The organism is Thermasporomyces composti, from assembly GCF_003386795.1.
Lineage (GTDB): Bacteria > Actinomycetota > Actinomycetes > Propionibacteriales > Actinopolymorphaceae > Thermasporomyces > Thermasporomyces composti.
This window is the reverse complement of the sequence record NZ_QTUC01000001.1, coordinates 245848-258992: the sequence shown is the minus strand read 5'-3', so window position 1 is coordinate 258992 and position 13145 is coordinate 245848. Positions and strand designations below refer to the sequence as shown.

13 protein-coding genes are annotated in these 13145 nt (G+C 70.4%); 8 read left to right on the top strand and 5 right to left on the bottom strand.

Going from position 1 to position 13145, the window contains the following annotated elements; all coding sequences use genetic code 11:
• Nucleotides 1-42 precede the first annotated feature (42 nt).
• The 3 genes from DFJ64_RS01130 to DFJ64_RS01120 all read left to right on the top strand — a co-directional run bounded on the left by DFJ64_RS01130 (nucleotide 43) and on the right by DFJ64_RS01120 (nucleotide 2413).
• Entirely contained in the window at nucleotides 43-1035 is a 993-nt protein-coding gene (locus DFJ64_RS01130) for an aldo/keto reductase (RefSeq protein WP_211310453.1), read from the top strand.
• Complete coding sequence (locus DFJ64_RS01125; protein WP_115848750.1) at nucleotides 1025-1768, top strand: SDR family NAD(P)-dependent oxidoreductase; 744 nt, start codon at nucleotides 1025-1027, stop codon at nucleotides 1766-1768. The genes DFJ64_RS01130 and DFJ64_RS01125 overlap by 11 nt, the downstream gene beginning before the upstream one ends.
• A 132-nt stretch (nucleotides 1769-1900) precedes the next feature.
• Entirely contained in the window at nucleotides 1901-2413 is a 513-nt protein-coding gene (locus tag DFJ64_RS01120) for a 2,4'-dihydroxyacetophenone dioxygenase family protein (RefSeq protein ID WP_115848749.1), read from the top strand.
• A gap of 58 nt (nucleotides 2414-2471) precedes the next feature.
• Here the strand turns inward: DFJ64_RS01120 and DFJ64_RS01115 are convergent, their stop codons facing one another.
• From DFJ64_RS01115 to DFJ64_RS01105, 3 genes are all read right to left on the bottom strand, one after another.
• The gene (locus tag DFJ64_RS01115; RefSeq protein WP_115848748.1) at nucleotides 2472-5645 is read right to left on the bottom strand and encodes an RICIN domain-containing protein; all 3174 of its coding nucleotides are present in this window, start codon (nucleotides 5643-5645) and stop codon (nucleotides 2472-2474) included.
• 281 nt (nucleotides 5646-5926) lie between these two features.
• Nucleotides 5927-6133, bottom strand: coding sequence for a DUF397 domain-containing protein (locus tag DFJ64_RS01110; protein ID WP_115848747.1), 207 nt, complete (start codon nucleotides 6131-6133; stop codon nucleotides 5927-5929).
• 19 nt (nucleotides 6134-6152) lie between these two features.
• On the bottom strand, nucleotides 6153-6998 hold the full coding sequence (locus DFJ64_RS01105) for a helix-turn-helix domain-containing protein (RefSeq protein ID WP_115848746.1): 846 nt from the start codon (nucleotides 6996-6998) through the stop codon (nucleotides 6153-6155).
• Between the two features lie 180 nt (nucleotides 6999-7178).
• On the opposite strand from DFJ64_RS01105, the gene DFJ64_RS01100 reads away from it, so the two are divergent.
• Nucleotides 7179-7463 carry a hypothetical protein gene (locus DFJ64_RS01100; RefSeq protein ID WP_147304556.1) on the top strand — a complete coding sequence of 95 codons (285 nt, stop codon included), beginning with the start codon at nucleotides 7179-7181 and terminating at the stop codon, nucleotides 7461-7463.
• A gap of 97 nt (nucleotides 7464-7560) precedes the next feature.
• Here the strand turns inward: DFJ64_RS01100 and DFJ64_RS01095 are convergent, their stop codons facing one another.
• Together DFJ64_RS01095 and DFJ64_RS01090 are read right to left on the bottom strand one after the other, a co-directional pair.
• On the bottom strand, nucleotides 7561-8415 hold the full coding sequence (locus tag DFJ64_RS01095) for a hypothetical protein (protein WP_147304555.1): 855 nt from the start codon (nucleotides 8413-8415) through the stop codon (nucleotides 7561-7563).
• A 2-nt stretch (nucleotides 8416-8417) separates the two neighbouring features.
• Nucleotides 8418-9194, bottom strand: coding sequence for an alpha/beta hydrolase (locus DFJ64_RS01090; RefSeq protein WP_115848743.1), 777 nt, complete (start codon nucleotides 9192-9194; stop codon nucleotides 8418-8420).
• 204 nt (nucleotides 9195-9398) lie between these two features.
• Here DFJ64_RS01090 and DFJ64_RS01085 point away from each other — a divergent pair, with 204 nt between their 5' ends.
• The 4 genes from DFJ64_RS01085 (at nucleotide 9399) to DFJ64_RS01070 (ending at nucleotide 13134) form a co-directional block, all read left to right on the top strand.
• Nucleotides 9399-10202, top strand: coding sequence for a lysophospholipid acyltransferase family protein (locus DFJ64_RS01085; RefSeq protein ID WP_115848742.1), 804 nt, complete (start codon nucleotides 9399-9401; stop codon nucleotides 10200-10202).
• Nucleotides 10183-11355: a MacS family sensor histidine kinase gene (gene macS, locus DFJ64_RS01080; protein WP_211310452.1), complete on the top strand. Its 1173-nt coding sequence runs from the start codon at nucleotides 10183-10185 to the stop codon at nucleotides 11353-11355. The genes DFJ64_RS01085 and macS overlap by 20 nt, the downstream gene beginning before the upstream one ends.
• 10 nt (nucleotides 11356-11365) lie before the next feature.
• Nucleotides 11366-12043: a response regulator gene (locus DFJ64_RS01075; RefSeq protein ID WP_115848740.1), complete on the top strand. Its 678-nt coding sequence runs from the start codon at nucleotides 11366-11368 to the stop codon at nucleotides 12041-12043.
• Between the two features lie 65 nt (nucleotides 12044-12108).
• Nucleotides 12109-13134 carry a 6-phosphofructokinase gene (locus DFJ64_RS01070; protein ID WP_115848739.1) on the top strand — a complete coding sequence of 342 codons (1026 nt, stop codon included), beginning with the start codon at nucleotides 12109-12111 and terminating at the stop codon, nucleotides 13132-13134.
• Nucleotides 13135-13145 lie beyond the last annotated feature (11 nt).

Here is a 13145-nt window from a genome sequence, read left to right as displayed (position 1 = left end):
CGCGCCCCACGGCGGGCACAGATCCGAGAGAGGGCTCGAGGCGTGGAGACGCGGAGTCTGCGGGAGCCAGACGGCGGTGCGGACGTCTGGGAAGAGCCCGGGACCACATGGGAACGTCGTCGTCTCGGCCGGACCAACCTGCACGTCACGCGGCTCTGCCTCGGCTGCGGTGTGCTCGGCGGGATGCCGGAGATCTTCGGCTACGACGTGGCCGCCGACCAGGGTGTCGCGACCGTGTGTCGCGTCCTCGACAGCCCGATCAACTTCCTCGACACCTCGGCGGGCTACAGCGCCGGCGAGAGCGAACGTCGGGTCGGCGCCGCCATCCGCGCCCGTGGCGGCCTGCCGGGCGGCTTCGTCGTGGCCACGAAGGTCGATCCCGACCCGGTGACCGGAGACTTCTCGGGCGCGCAGGTGCGCCGCAGCGCCGAGCAGAGCCTGGAGCGGTTGGGGCTGACCGCGTTCCCGCTGCTCTACCTGCACGACCCGGAGGTGATCGGTTTCGAGGCGGCGATGGCGCCCGGCGGCCCGGTCGAGGCGCTGCTCCAGCTCCAGGCGGAAGGTATCGCCGCGCACCTCGGGGTGGCCGGAGGACCTATCGAGCTCTTGAGCGCGTTCGTCGACACCGGGTGCTTCGACGTCGTGCTCACCCACAACCGCTACACGCTGATCGACCAGTCCGCGCGGGTGCTGCTGGAGCACGCCGCTCGGGCGGGGGTCGCGGTGGTCAACGCCGCGCCGTTCGGCGGCGGGATTCTCGCCAAGGGGCCCGACGTCGCGCGCCGCTACGCCTACCGCGACGCGGACGTGGGTCTGCTCGGCCGAGTTCGCTGGATCGCGGAGCGGTGCGCCGCCTACAGGGTTCCGCTCGGAGCGGCCGCGCTGCGGTTCTCCCTGCGCGAGCCGCTCATCGCCTCGACCGTGGTCGGTGTGTCGGCTCCCGAGCGGGTCGACCAGATCCTGGAGTGGGCGCGCTGGCCGATCCCTGAGGAGCTGTGGGAGGAGCTCGAGACGGGAGGGGCCGATGGCAGCTGACGCCTCCGCCCCGACGACGTTCGCCCCAGACCTGTTCAAGGAACGCGCGGTGCTCGTCGTCGGAGGCACCGGGGGGATCGGTGGCGCGGTGGCCGAGCACTTCAGCCGGCTCGGCGCGGACGTCACCGTCGCCGGGTTGCCACCACGGACGCCCCTGCCTGTCGCGGCCCGCGCTGTCGTCGAGCTCGATGTCACTCGGCCGGGCGAGGTGGAGGCACTGGTCGAGTCGATGGAGCGGTTGGACGTGCTGGTCAACAGCGCGGGCATCATCCGCCGACGCGAGGAGTACCGGCCCGAGGTCTTCGCCCACGTGCTCGACGTCAACCTCACCGGAACGATGCGCGCGTGCGTCGCCGCGCGGCGCCTCCTCGCCGCCTCCGGTGGCTGCGTGGTCAACGTGGCGTCGGTCTGGAGCTACTTCGGCGGGCCGCTGGTCCCCGCCTACACCGCGAGCAAGGGCGGTGTCGTCCAGCTCACCAAGGCGCTCGCCGTGGCGTTCGCGGAGGACGGGATTCGGGTCAACGCGGTCGCGCCGGGCTGGATTCGCACCGACCTCACCGCCGAAGTACGCGCCGACCCGGAGGCGGAGCGTCGCATCCTCGACCGCACACCCATGCGTCGCTGGGGGACACCCGACGACGTGGCGCGGGTGGTGACCTTCCTGGCCTCACCGGCGGCCGGCTTCGTCACCGGAGCTGTCGTCCCCGTCGACGGCGGATACCTCGCGGCGTGAGGTTGGCCTGTCGGACTGGGCGGCGCGAGGCGGCACCAGACGGACGGACGTGGACGACCGCGCGGACCGGAGGGACCACGCGGAACGGTAGGGACGCGCAACGGAAGGGACGCGCAACGGAAGGGAGAGGTCATGGCCGAAGCCACCGACATCGTGTTCGGGCGGGTGCTGGAGTCCCAGGGGCTGCCGCAGGAGATCGCGATCGCGGCCATTCCCGACGATGACCGGATCTGGGTGGAGCAGGAGCCGAACGTGTGGTTCCGCCCGTTGATGTTCAACACCGTGCTCGGCCAGTGGTGCAACCTTCTGCGGGTCACCCGCTCCGGCGTCGTGTCGCGGCACCGCCACCCAGCCGCGGTCTTCGGCTACGTCATCAAGGGAAAGTGGCACTACTACGAGCATCCGTGGATGGCGGAGGCGGGCCACTTCGTCTACGAGCCGCCGGGCGAGATCCACACCCTCGCCGTGCCCGAGGACTGCTCGGAGATGATCACCTTCTTCAACGTGACCGGAGCGATGATCTACCTCGACGCCGAGGGCCGGCAGATCGGGTACGAGGACGTGTGGACCAAGATCGAGCTGTGCCGGCGCCACTACGCCAAGGTGGGGCTGGGGGCGGACTTCGTAGACCAGTTCATTCGCTGAGGGCGTCGGCGAGTTCGTGTGCCCGTGGCCGCAGGGACGTGGTCTCAAGGGCGCTGTCTCACGGGCGCACGAACTCCACCCGATAGATCCGGGACGCCGTGCGGTCCTCGCTCGTCACGGTGACGACGACCGTCGACGGCCCCTCCGTCCGCGCGTCCACCGTCGCGTACGGGTCGGCGGGCGTGGCCGTGACCTCGCCAGGGTCACCGGCCACCTGGTAGGTCGTCGTGTCCGGGTCGAAGTCGGGGATCGGCACGCCGTCCACCTCGATCGACGCGGCCCGGGCGTCGGAGGAGACACCGGGCGCCTTGGCGTAGAGCTCGATCTCACTCACGGTCATGTAACCGGCCGGCCGAGCCGTCATCACCACGCGCACCGCGTCGGTCGCCGCCAACACCGGCACGTCCGTCACCGGCGCTGGCTGAGCGTCCGGATCCACCGCGATCTCGTCGCTCACGTCGACCCACTGGCCCTCGGCGTCGCGCACCTGCACCCGAAGGCTCGCGGGGAAGCTGATGTTGGTGCCGTCCCGGTAGAAGTACGTCACCACGCGGGTGAGGTCGCGTCGCGCGGGCAAGGTGAACGTGATCGTGTCGGAGGGGTTCTTGTCGGACGGTTTCCAGTTCGACCAGGCCTTGTCCGTGCGGTCGCCGTTGCGCAACCCGGCCGGTGAGTAGCCGCTCTCGGTGAACGTCGCGCCCACCTCGACGCCGTCCTCGAGCGCGGTGTTCGTCTCGACCGGCTCGGTCACCTGGACCCGCGCCGTGGCCGGCACCGTGCTTCCGTCGACGATCCGCGCCACGCCGGGCACCGTCACCACACCGGGACGCTCGAACGCCTCGTCGGGGACCTCCTCCCACGTCACGGGCAGGTCCGGCCGCCCGCCATGCGCGCCGACGCCCACGACGGTGGCGGGTAGCTGGGGCCGTCCGCCGACGTAGGCCTTGGCCCGGCCGGGCAGGGTGGCGACGATCGTGTCCACGGTGACGACGGCCTCGGCTCGAACCAGGCGTCCGAGCGGGTCGGTCGCGGTGCCTCGCACGCGGACGGTGCCGGGCCGGTTCCATCGACCGTCGGGCGGCAGCGCCCACCGCACCGGCAGCTCGCCCCGGGCACCGTCGCGGTAGACCGGGGTCACGTGGTCGGGCAGGACGGGTGGCCGGCCGGGCACCGTGAAGACCTCGACGGGCTCGGTGCCGAGGACGTGCTCGTCCACGACGGCGAAGCGCTGGTTGGCGCCCGAGGTGGGCGTCCACACCGAGACGGGCGAGCCGTCGGCGGTGGCCTCACCGCTGACGTCCAGCAGCAGCCCGCTCGCGACGTTGACGAACGTCCAGGTTCCGTCACCGGTGGTCGACAAGATCCACTGCCCGGCCGGGTCGGGCGTGCCCACCGCCTTCTCCAGCACGGCGGCGCCGTTTCGGACCGCCAGGCGGGTGCCCTGCGCGACGTTGACGAGGGCGTAGCGCTCGCGGTTGCTGTAGCCGTTGGTGAGCTTGCGGATCCACCACAGCTGGGCGGTGTCGGTCGGGTCGTCGGTGCGGATCACCACGCCGCGCCCATCGTCGGAGGGCGCGAGCGAGCGGCCGCTCTGGACACCCCGCAGTCGATACGGGTGGCCGGGCTGGACCAGCGCGGCATCCTTGGCGACCCCGGCCACCCCGTCCACCACGAACGTGGTGACGGACTTCGCCGGCACCACGAGAGTGGCGGAGCGTTCGCGGACCGGCACCGGATCGCCCTCGACCAGCGGGCCGGCAGCGCTCGTGACGATCGGCGTCACGGTGGCGCCCGGCGCGACCTGGGCGAACAGCGACAGGTCGAGGGTGACCGCGCGGCTCGTCGTGGCCCTGTTGACGTGCACGACCGTGACGTGCTTCGCCGCCGGCCGGATCGCCGCGACGCTGGAGGGGTCGTCGACTCTCACCACCTGGTCGCCCGGCCGGATGTAGTGGGTGAAGTTGCGGATGGTGTGGAACTTGGTGTTCGTGCGGATCGGACAGGTCTCGAGGGTGTCCTCGGCCGTGCAGGTGAAGGGGATGTGGATGCTGCCCCAGTTGTTGTTGCTCTCCTGCTGCGGGATCGCGTCCTCGATCGGCTGCCAGAACACCCAGGCCGACGGCTCCAGCTCACGGAGATCGCCCACGATCTGGGCGGCGATCCCGAGGCCGGGCTCCATGCTCGTGTAGTCGGTCGGGGAGTAGTAGCTCCCCTCCACCTCGCTCATCCACAGCTTCTTGTTGGCGGCCTTGGCGATGTCACGCACGCTCGTCCGGCCACCGGTGCCGTAGGTGTGCACGTTGAGCTGGTCGACGGCGGCGCGGGCCTGGTCGGTGTAGGCGTTCCAGTTGCGCACGAAGGTGGACGGGTTCGTCTCGTCCATCGCCGAGACCACGGCGTCGGTCGTGGCGTCATCGAGCGCGCGTCGGAGCGCGAGGATGACCTTCTGCTGCAGCTCAGGTCCCGCGTGGGCGCCTTCCTGACGGCCGCCCGTGGGTTGTCCGTCGGGGCCCAATTGCGTGCTCCAGTACGGCGTGTTCGGCTCGTTGAGCGGCTCGACGGTGTCGAACTCGATTCCGTGGGCGTCCTCCAGGTGCTCGACCACGCGGACCAGGTACGTCGCGAAGTCGTCGACACGGTCCTCGCGGATCTGGTCGGCGTTGGGGTCGAAGCCGCCGGACACGTACCCGCTGACCGTCTGGAACCACGGTGGGGAGTTGCTGAACGCCTCCCAGTGGGTCACCTTGTCCTTGATCTGGTCGACCCACCAGCGCTGGTTGGCGTCGGCGTCCCAGTTCCAGTGCTCGGGGTTGTCGGGGTCCCACCAGTCCATGTCCTCGTGGGTGATCCCTTCGGGGGCCTTCCAGAAGCCCTCCATGGTCGCGCCGACCTTCATGTAGTCGCGACGGACGTCGGGCGCGTTGCCGCCACCGATGTTGTAGCGGGCGATGGTCAGCCAGAGGCCGTCCTCACCGAACACCATGTCGACGAGCTTGCGCCGGATCTCGTCGGGATAGCCGCCGGTGATGTTGGCGAACCAGACCAGGCTGGTGCCCCATCCCTCGAACACCGGGTGGCGGTACGACGGGTCGACCTGGACGGTCACCGCGCTGCCAGGGGCGTCCGCGGGGGAGGTGACGGGCGCGGCCGCCGCCGGTTCGGGCGCGCTGAGCAGCCCGACGCTGAGGAGAAGGGCGGCGGGGCCGGACACGATCCGCGCGGTGCGAGCCATGGCACGTCCTTTCCCTGGTGGCGACGGCGAGGCGTGGTAGCCGGGCGAGCGGGAGACGCCGTGCTGGGTGAGGCAGGTGGTGTGATCATCGCCCGCACGGTGACCGACCGCGTGCCGGGCTGACCGCTCCCGGCCGTGACCACTGTCGGTTCAGGAGGAGCCCACGCGGGTCAGGAGGAGTTTGGTGGCGGCTGACGTCGGTGTCGACGTCCGACCCTCGGGACGGGCGCGCGGCACCCGACGGCTGGCGCGAGCGGCGCGGCGTACCGGGTCGTCGGCGTCTAGGCGAGGTCGAAGACGCCCGCCTTGACGGCGGCGGTGAACTGAGCGAACGCGTCGGTACCGACGACGAGCACACAGCCCAGGGGGTTCTTGCTGTCGCGGATGGCGACCCACCGGCTTCCCACGGCGACCTCGACGCAGTTGTTGGCGCCACTGCTGTAGCTGCTCTTTCGCCACACCACGCGGGACAGGCCAGGGGTCCGCATCCTGCCCCTCAAGTCCTTCCTACGACAGCTCCTCGATGCGGTCGCCAAGCATACGCATCGACTCGCGCTCGTTCGCCGCGGCCACGAGGAGTCGTCGGAACGCCCGTGCGTACACCTCCGTGTGGGGCGCGCGGTCGAAGTAGGTGGCGTCGGTGAGCCCTTCAAGGTAGACGAATGTCGCCGCGGGCTCGGTGAAGTTGAGGAGACAGAACTGCGTCCCGAGCGCGGGGTGCTCGCCCGCGCTAAACGGGAGGATCTGGAAGGACACGTTCCTCGCGTTGGCCAGCTCCAGGAGCCATTCGAGCTGGCGGCGTAGGACAGCGCGCCCACCGACCAGGCGGTGCAGAGCCGCCTCGCCGAGCACGACCCAGAGGTCGGGTGGGTTGTCGCTGGTGAGGCGTTGTTGGCGCTGGACACGTTCGGCCGCCCGCTCCGGCGCGTCCTCTGGCGGCGCGATGAGCGAGGTCGCCAGGAGGGCGCGGGCGTACTCATCGGTCTGGAGGAGTCCCGGCACCATCTCCCCGTCGTACAGCTTGATCTCGTCCGCGCCCTGCTCGAGTTCGACGTAGGTCCGGGCCCAGTCGGGGACCCGTCCGGCGACACCCCGCTTGCGGGCCTCCCTGCCGAGGGCCCGCATCCGCTCGGCCTCCTCGGGTGGCACGCCGTATTTGTCGAGCAGCCGGTCCAGCTCGGCGGCCGAGATGCGGGCGGCGCCCTTCTCCACCTTCGACAGCTTGCTCGGATGCCACTCCAACAGGTCCGCGGCGTCCTTCGACGACAGCCCGGCCCGGTCGCGCCACTCCCGCAGCAGGATGCCGAGCTGGACCCTCGTCACCCGACGAGGCGCCGGCGTGGCCTTGTCCATCGAGACTCCCGTCGTTCGAAGACTCCCGTCGTTCGGGCGTGTCAGGGTCTAGGGCGAATTGGAAATTTCCAGTATGTTTCACCCATTCCGCACTATCGGTCAGCATAGACCCAGAGCGGTCTCGCGACGACGCTGAGCGCGCTGGGCGCGTGGCACGCCGGGCAGGTGGAAGGTCGCCAGATGAAGTGCGTCTTCGAGCTCTCGGAGATCAGGAAGTCGAGCCCGTCGGTGGTCTCGTGGGAGGTCCTGCGCCAGGAAGAGGTGGACACCTACGGTCGAACGCCGGAGGAGATGCGGTCACGACTGCGGATGTGGGCGCTCGGCGTCCTCGCCTCAGGCAGGTACGACATCGGGCTCTACTGCGCGGGCGCCGGCCAGCTCGACGAGGACGGCTACTCCACCAACGAGTACTGCGAGACGATGATCGCCTGGGACGGCGAGAAGGAGCTCACCACGTCCTCGTGACCCGCTAGGTCTCCCCAAGACAGCCGGTTGGGCAGTCATGCCCAGCCGGGACCCATGACCGCAGCGGTCGCCGCCGCGCCCGGACCACGGTGGCCGCTCACACGATGGCGCCGTCCTCGTTGTCCGGCGGGCCGCCCTTCATCCGCAAGACCAGCGCCACGAAGCCGCCCACGAAGGCGAGCACCGCGAGCGCGCCGAGCCAGGTCGGGACGTAGACGTCGGCGGCCGCGGAGAGGACGAGCAAGACCGGCCCCACCATCATGGCGAGCCAGGCGAGCTTGGTGGCCGTCTCGAGCTTGGGAAGCGGTGGGGGCGGTGGCGGGATGTAGCGGTCGTCCGCCGGTGTGACCGCCTCCCGAATGCCCTCGAGGTCGGTCAGATCGTCGGTGTCCTCCTCGTCAGGGTCCTCCATGCCACGCGCGCGTCGGATGGTCGCGGTGGAGAACCCGGCGTCGGGAGGGGAGTCGGACTCGTCGTCGACGTCCTCCTCGACCGGCCACCGGGGCACCACGTCGTCGGTGGGCCGATCGAAGCCGGCGACGATCTCGGCGAAGGCGCGGTCCTCGTCGAAGGTCGCCATGCGGGTGCCGCCGGTGGTGTCGTCGGAGCCGGCCGGTGGCTGGCCAGACCTCCCGACGTCCGCGTCCTCGAGTCGCCCATCGCCGTCGCCACCCGTCTCGGCAAGACCCGAGGCTTCGGCTTCCTCTCGCAGCCTCGCCGCGTGCTCGTCCACCAACCTCCGGGCTCGGTCCTGCTCGGTCTCGTCGACGAACAGCCGGTCACACGGCACCGGGCGGATCCGAATCTCCAGTGAGGGCGCGGCTGGCTGGCAGGGCTCGAGATAGGCGGCCACGTGAGCCTCTCGGAGGATGTCCAGCATCGCCTCGGCCACCCGGGGGGTGAGGTCGGCGATCGCGACGTACGACGCGGCGCGCAGCCCGTTGTCCCGCATCGCTACCTCCCGGCAGCTCTGGCCCCGGCCGCCCTTCGGCACACGCGCTCGACGAAGCCGCGGCTCACCTCGAAGATCGTCGGGGCGTCGTAGTCGAGGGTGGCGACATGGTAGCTGTCCGGCAGGGCATGCTCCTCGATCTCGCGTGAGCCGACGCGGGACCGGAGCAGCCGGAGGCTGGAGCCGTCGAGCACGTGGTCCTGCAGCGAGCGGAAAACCAGAAGCGGCTGGGTCACCTTCGGTAGGTCAGCGGCGACGATACGCCACAGTCGGGTCAGCGAGTACAAAGCCGACAGCGGCGTCCGATCGTAGGCGCCCTCGTGGACGCCCGGCTTGTGGATGTCGTGGCCGATCGCCGCGAGCGACGGAACGACGCGGTGCAGCACGGGGAGGACGAGCAGCCGGGGATCGCGACTCCACAGAGCCGGGTTGACGAGCATCAGGCCGTGCACCGCCGAGGGGTGCGTTTGAGCCAGCCGTAGTGCGAGACACGCACCCATCGACTGGCCGCCCACGACGACGTGGTCGCACTCGTCCCGCAGGCGAAGGAGCGCGCGCTCGACGGCGACGTACCAGTCCTGCCAGCCGGTGCGGTTGAGGTCCTGCCAGGTGGTGCCGTGGCCGGGCAACCGGGGGACGACGACCCGCAGCCCGTGGTCGACAAGGTAGGTTCCCCACGGCCGCATCGAGTGAGGGGAGCCCGTGAAGCCGTGACAGAGCAGAACGCCCGTTCGGCCGGAGCCGGCGTCCAAGGGCTCGGCGAAGGGCTGCACTCGCACGGGCACGCTCCTCCAGACGTCGCGCGATGACGCATCACGCGATGACGGACAGCGAGGGTACCGGGCCGGTCGACCTCCATCGTGACCGGGCCAGCGCGGTCCGTGGGGGTGTTCCCGAAGATCTTTCGCGCGCCGACCGCGGTGCCGGCGTTGCCCTCGGATCGGGAGCGTCCTAATGTGCCGGACAGGAGACGGAGGTGGGACTTGCTCTACTGGTTCCTCAAGGTCTTCGCCCTGGGGCCGCTGCTCAAGGCGATCTACCGGCCCTGGGTGGAGGGCCTGGAGAACGTTCCCAAGGAGGGCCCGGCCATCCTTGCGAGCAACCACCTGTCCTTCTCCGACTCCATCTTCCTCCCGCTCGTGGTGCCTCGCCGCATCACGTTCCCGGCCAAGATTGAGTACTTCACCGGCGTCGGCATCAAGGGCCGACTGACTGCGCTGTTCTTCCGCGGTGTCGGTCAGGTGCCCATGGACCGTTCCGGCGGACGGGCCAGCCAGATCGCCCTCGAGGCCGGTCTTCGCCTGCTGCAGCGGGGTGAGCTGTTCGGGATCTACCCCGAGGGCACCCGATCGCCCGACGGCCGGTTGTACAAGGGCAAGACCGGTGTGGCGCGACTGGCGCTCGCGTCCGGGGCCCCGGTCCTGCCGGTCGCCATGATCGGCACCGACAAGATGCAGCCTCCGGGGAAGGCCCTCCCGAAGATCATGCGGCCCGGTGTTCGGATCGGTAAGCCGCTCGACTTCTCCCGGTACGAGGGCATGGAGGACGACCGGTACGTGCTCCGGTCCATCACCGACGAGATCATGTACGAGGTGATGGAGCTGTCCGGTCAGGAGTACGTGGACATGTACGCCCAGCGCGCCAAGGAAGAGCTCGCTCGGGCCAAGAAGCAGGCAGCCGGTCAGGGCAGCGACTCGTCTCGGCCTTCCGCGGCGCCGGACGGCGGCGCGGACCGCGCTGGCTCGGGGGGCGTCGCCAGTGACGCGGGTGTCCGACGCGCCGGCTGAGGTGACGGGTGGGGGTGACCCCACCGGATCCCTGTGGAAGGGCCTCGCGGTCCTTCGGTTCATCCTCCTCGCCTACGCGCTGGCCATCAACCTGGCCCGTTGGCAGCGCTTCGACGACCCGCTCGTCGGATGGTTCGTCCTCACCGTCATCGCGGTCTGGACGCTGGTCGTGACCTGGGCGTACGACGCGCCGCGGCGGCGCCGTTGGCCCCTCCTCGCCGCCGACCTGGGCGTGGCCGTCGGCGCCCTGCTCGTGACGCCGTACGTCTTGAGCGACGAGATGCTGGCCCGACACGACTTCACCCTCCCGACCTACTGGGTGACCGCGCCCGTCCTGGCCTGGGCCATCCACCGTGGCTGGGTCGGGGGAGTGCTCGCCGGACTCGTCATCGTGCCGGTGGACCTCGGCACCCGCGCCATCATCACCGCGACCACGGTGAGCAACATGTTCCTCCTGCTGCTCGCCGCGGCGGTCGTCGGCTACACCTCGCTGCACGTGCGAGCCGCGGCGGCCGAGCGGGCACGCGCCACCGAGCTCGCGGCCCGCACCGCCGAGCGGGAGCGGCTGGCGCGAGCCGTCCACGACGGCGTCCTGCAAGTGCTCGCCTACGTCCAGCGGCGCGGTATGGAGATCGGTGGCGAGACGGCCGAGCTGGCGCGGGCGGCGGGGGAGCAGGAGCAGCTGCTGCGGAATCTCATCCGCGGACAGTCGGAGGCGACCGACTCCGCCGGGGGACAGGTTGACCTCGCCCAGCGGCTCGCCAGCCTCGGGACCGGCGACGTCATGGTGGCGACGCCGGCTGAGCCGGTGCTGGTCCCGGCGTCCCTGGCCGAGGAGCTCGTCGCCGCCGTCCGAGCCGGCCTGGACAACGTCGAGCGCCATGCCCCGGGAGCCAAGGCGTACGTGCTCCTGGAGCACGACGACGACCGCATCGTCGTGAGCCTGCGCGACGACGGCCCCGGCATTCCACCCGGACGCCTGGAGGAGGCCGAGGCCGCCGGGCGGATGGGAGTGAGCCGCTCCATCGTCGGTCGGCTCGCTGACCTCGGAGGGAGCGCCACCCTCACCACCGCGCCGGGGAAAGGCACGGAATGGGAGCTCGTCGTTCCGCATCCTGAGGTAACCCGTCGTCGACGGCACGAACCCGCGTAGGGTCAGCGGCATGATCCGCGTGATGGTCGTCGACGATCATCCGATGTGGCGTGACGCCGTGGCCCGCGACCTGCGCGAGGCGGGGTTCGAGGTCGTCGCCGAGGCCGCCACCAGTGAGGAGGCGCTCCGCCGTGCCCAGGCCACTCGTCCTCAGGTGGTGGTCCTCGACCTGCAGATCCCCGGGCTCGGCGGGGTCGAGGTGACGCGTCGGCTCGTCGCGGCCGACCCGGGTGTGCGGGTGCTCATCCTGTCTGCCAGCGGGGAGCAGGCCGATGTGCTCGCGGCGGTCAAGGCGGGCGCGTCCGGGTACCTGGTGAAGTCCGCGACGCGAGAGGAGTTCCTCGAGGCGGTGCGCCGCACCGCGGAAGGTGACGCCGTCTTCACTCCCGGCCTGGCGGGGCTGGTGCTGGGAGAGTTCCGCCGACTGTCGGCCGGTGACGGCTCCGCGCGGAACGCCGAGCCCGCGGCCCCACGGCTCACCGAGCGGGAGACCGAGGTGCTCCGACTGGTCGCGAAGGGCCTCAGCTACAAGGACATCGCCGAGCGCCTCGTGCTGTCGCATCGGACCGTCCAGAACCACGTCCAGAACACCCTGCGCAAGCTCCAGTTGCACAACCGTGTCGAGCTGGTTCGATACGCTCTCCAGGCCGGTCTCGACGACGACACCGGCGACGGCCCGGGCTCATGAGCCCGAAGCGGCCCGACTAGGCTCGACACGACCTGTTCTTGCGCAGCCTTGTGAAAGGGACTGTCATGCGCGTTGGTGTCCTCACCGGTGGTGGCGACTGCCCTGGCCTGAACGCTGTCATTCGGGCTGTTGTTCGCAAAGGTGTCAGCGAGTACGGCTACGAGTTCGTCGGCTTCCGCGACGGGTGGCGCGGACCGCTGGAGAACATCACCTGCGAGCTGGGCATTCCACAGGTCCGGGGCATCCTCCCGCGCGGCGGCACCATCCTCGGTTCGTCCCGCACCAACCCGTTCAAGATCGAGAACGGCGTGGAGCGGATCAAGGAGAACCTCGCCGCGAACGGTGTCGACGCACTCGTCGCGATCGGCGGTGAAGACACCCTCGGCGTCGCGACGAAGCTCTCCGAGCTGGACGTCAAGGTCGTCGGCGTGCCCAAGACGATCGACAACGACCTCGGCGCGACCGACTTCACGTTCGGCTTCGACACGGCCGTCAACATCGCCACGGAGGCGATCGACCGTCTCCACACGACGGCGGAGTCCCACCACCGGATCATGGTGGTCGAGGTCATGGGGCGGCACGCCGGTTGGATCGCGCTGCACGCCGGACTCGCCGGTGGCGCCAACGTCATCCTCATCCCCGAGCGGCCCTTCGACATGGACAAGGTCGTCGAGTACGTCGAGAGCCGCTTCCGCACCAACTACTCGCCGATCGTCGTCGTCGCCGAGGGGGCGGTGCCGAAGGAGGGCACCCACTCGCTGCAGAGCGACGAGCGCGACGCCTTCGGACACGTCCGGCTCGGCGGCATCGGTGACATGGTCGCCAAGGAGCTGGAGAAGCGCACCGGGAAGGAGGCGCGCGCCGTCGTGCTCGGACACGTGCAGCGCGGCGGTACCCCGACGGCGTTCGACCGGTGGCTGGCGACCCGCTTCGGCCTGCACGCGATCGAGGCCGTTCACGACGGGGACTTCGGCATGATGGTGGCGCTGCGAGGCACCGACATCGTGCGCGTTCCGCTCACGGACGCCACCAAGGAGCTCAAGCTCGTGACGCCGGAGCTGTACGCCGAGGCCGAGGTCTTCTTCGGCTGACCGTCATCTGC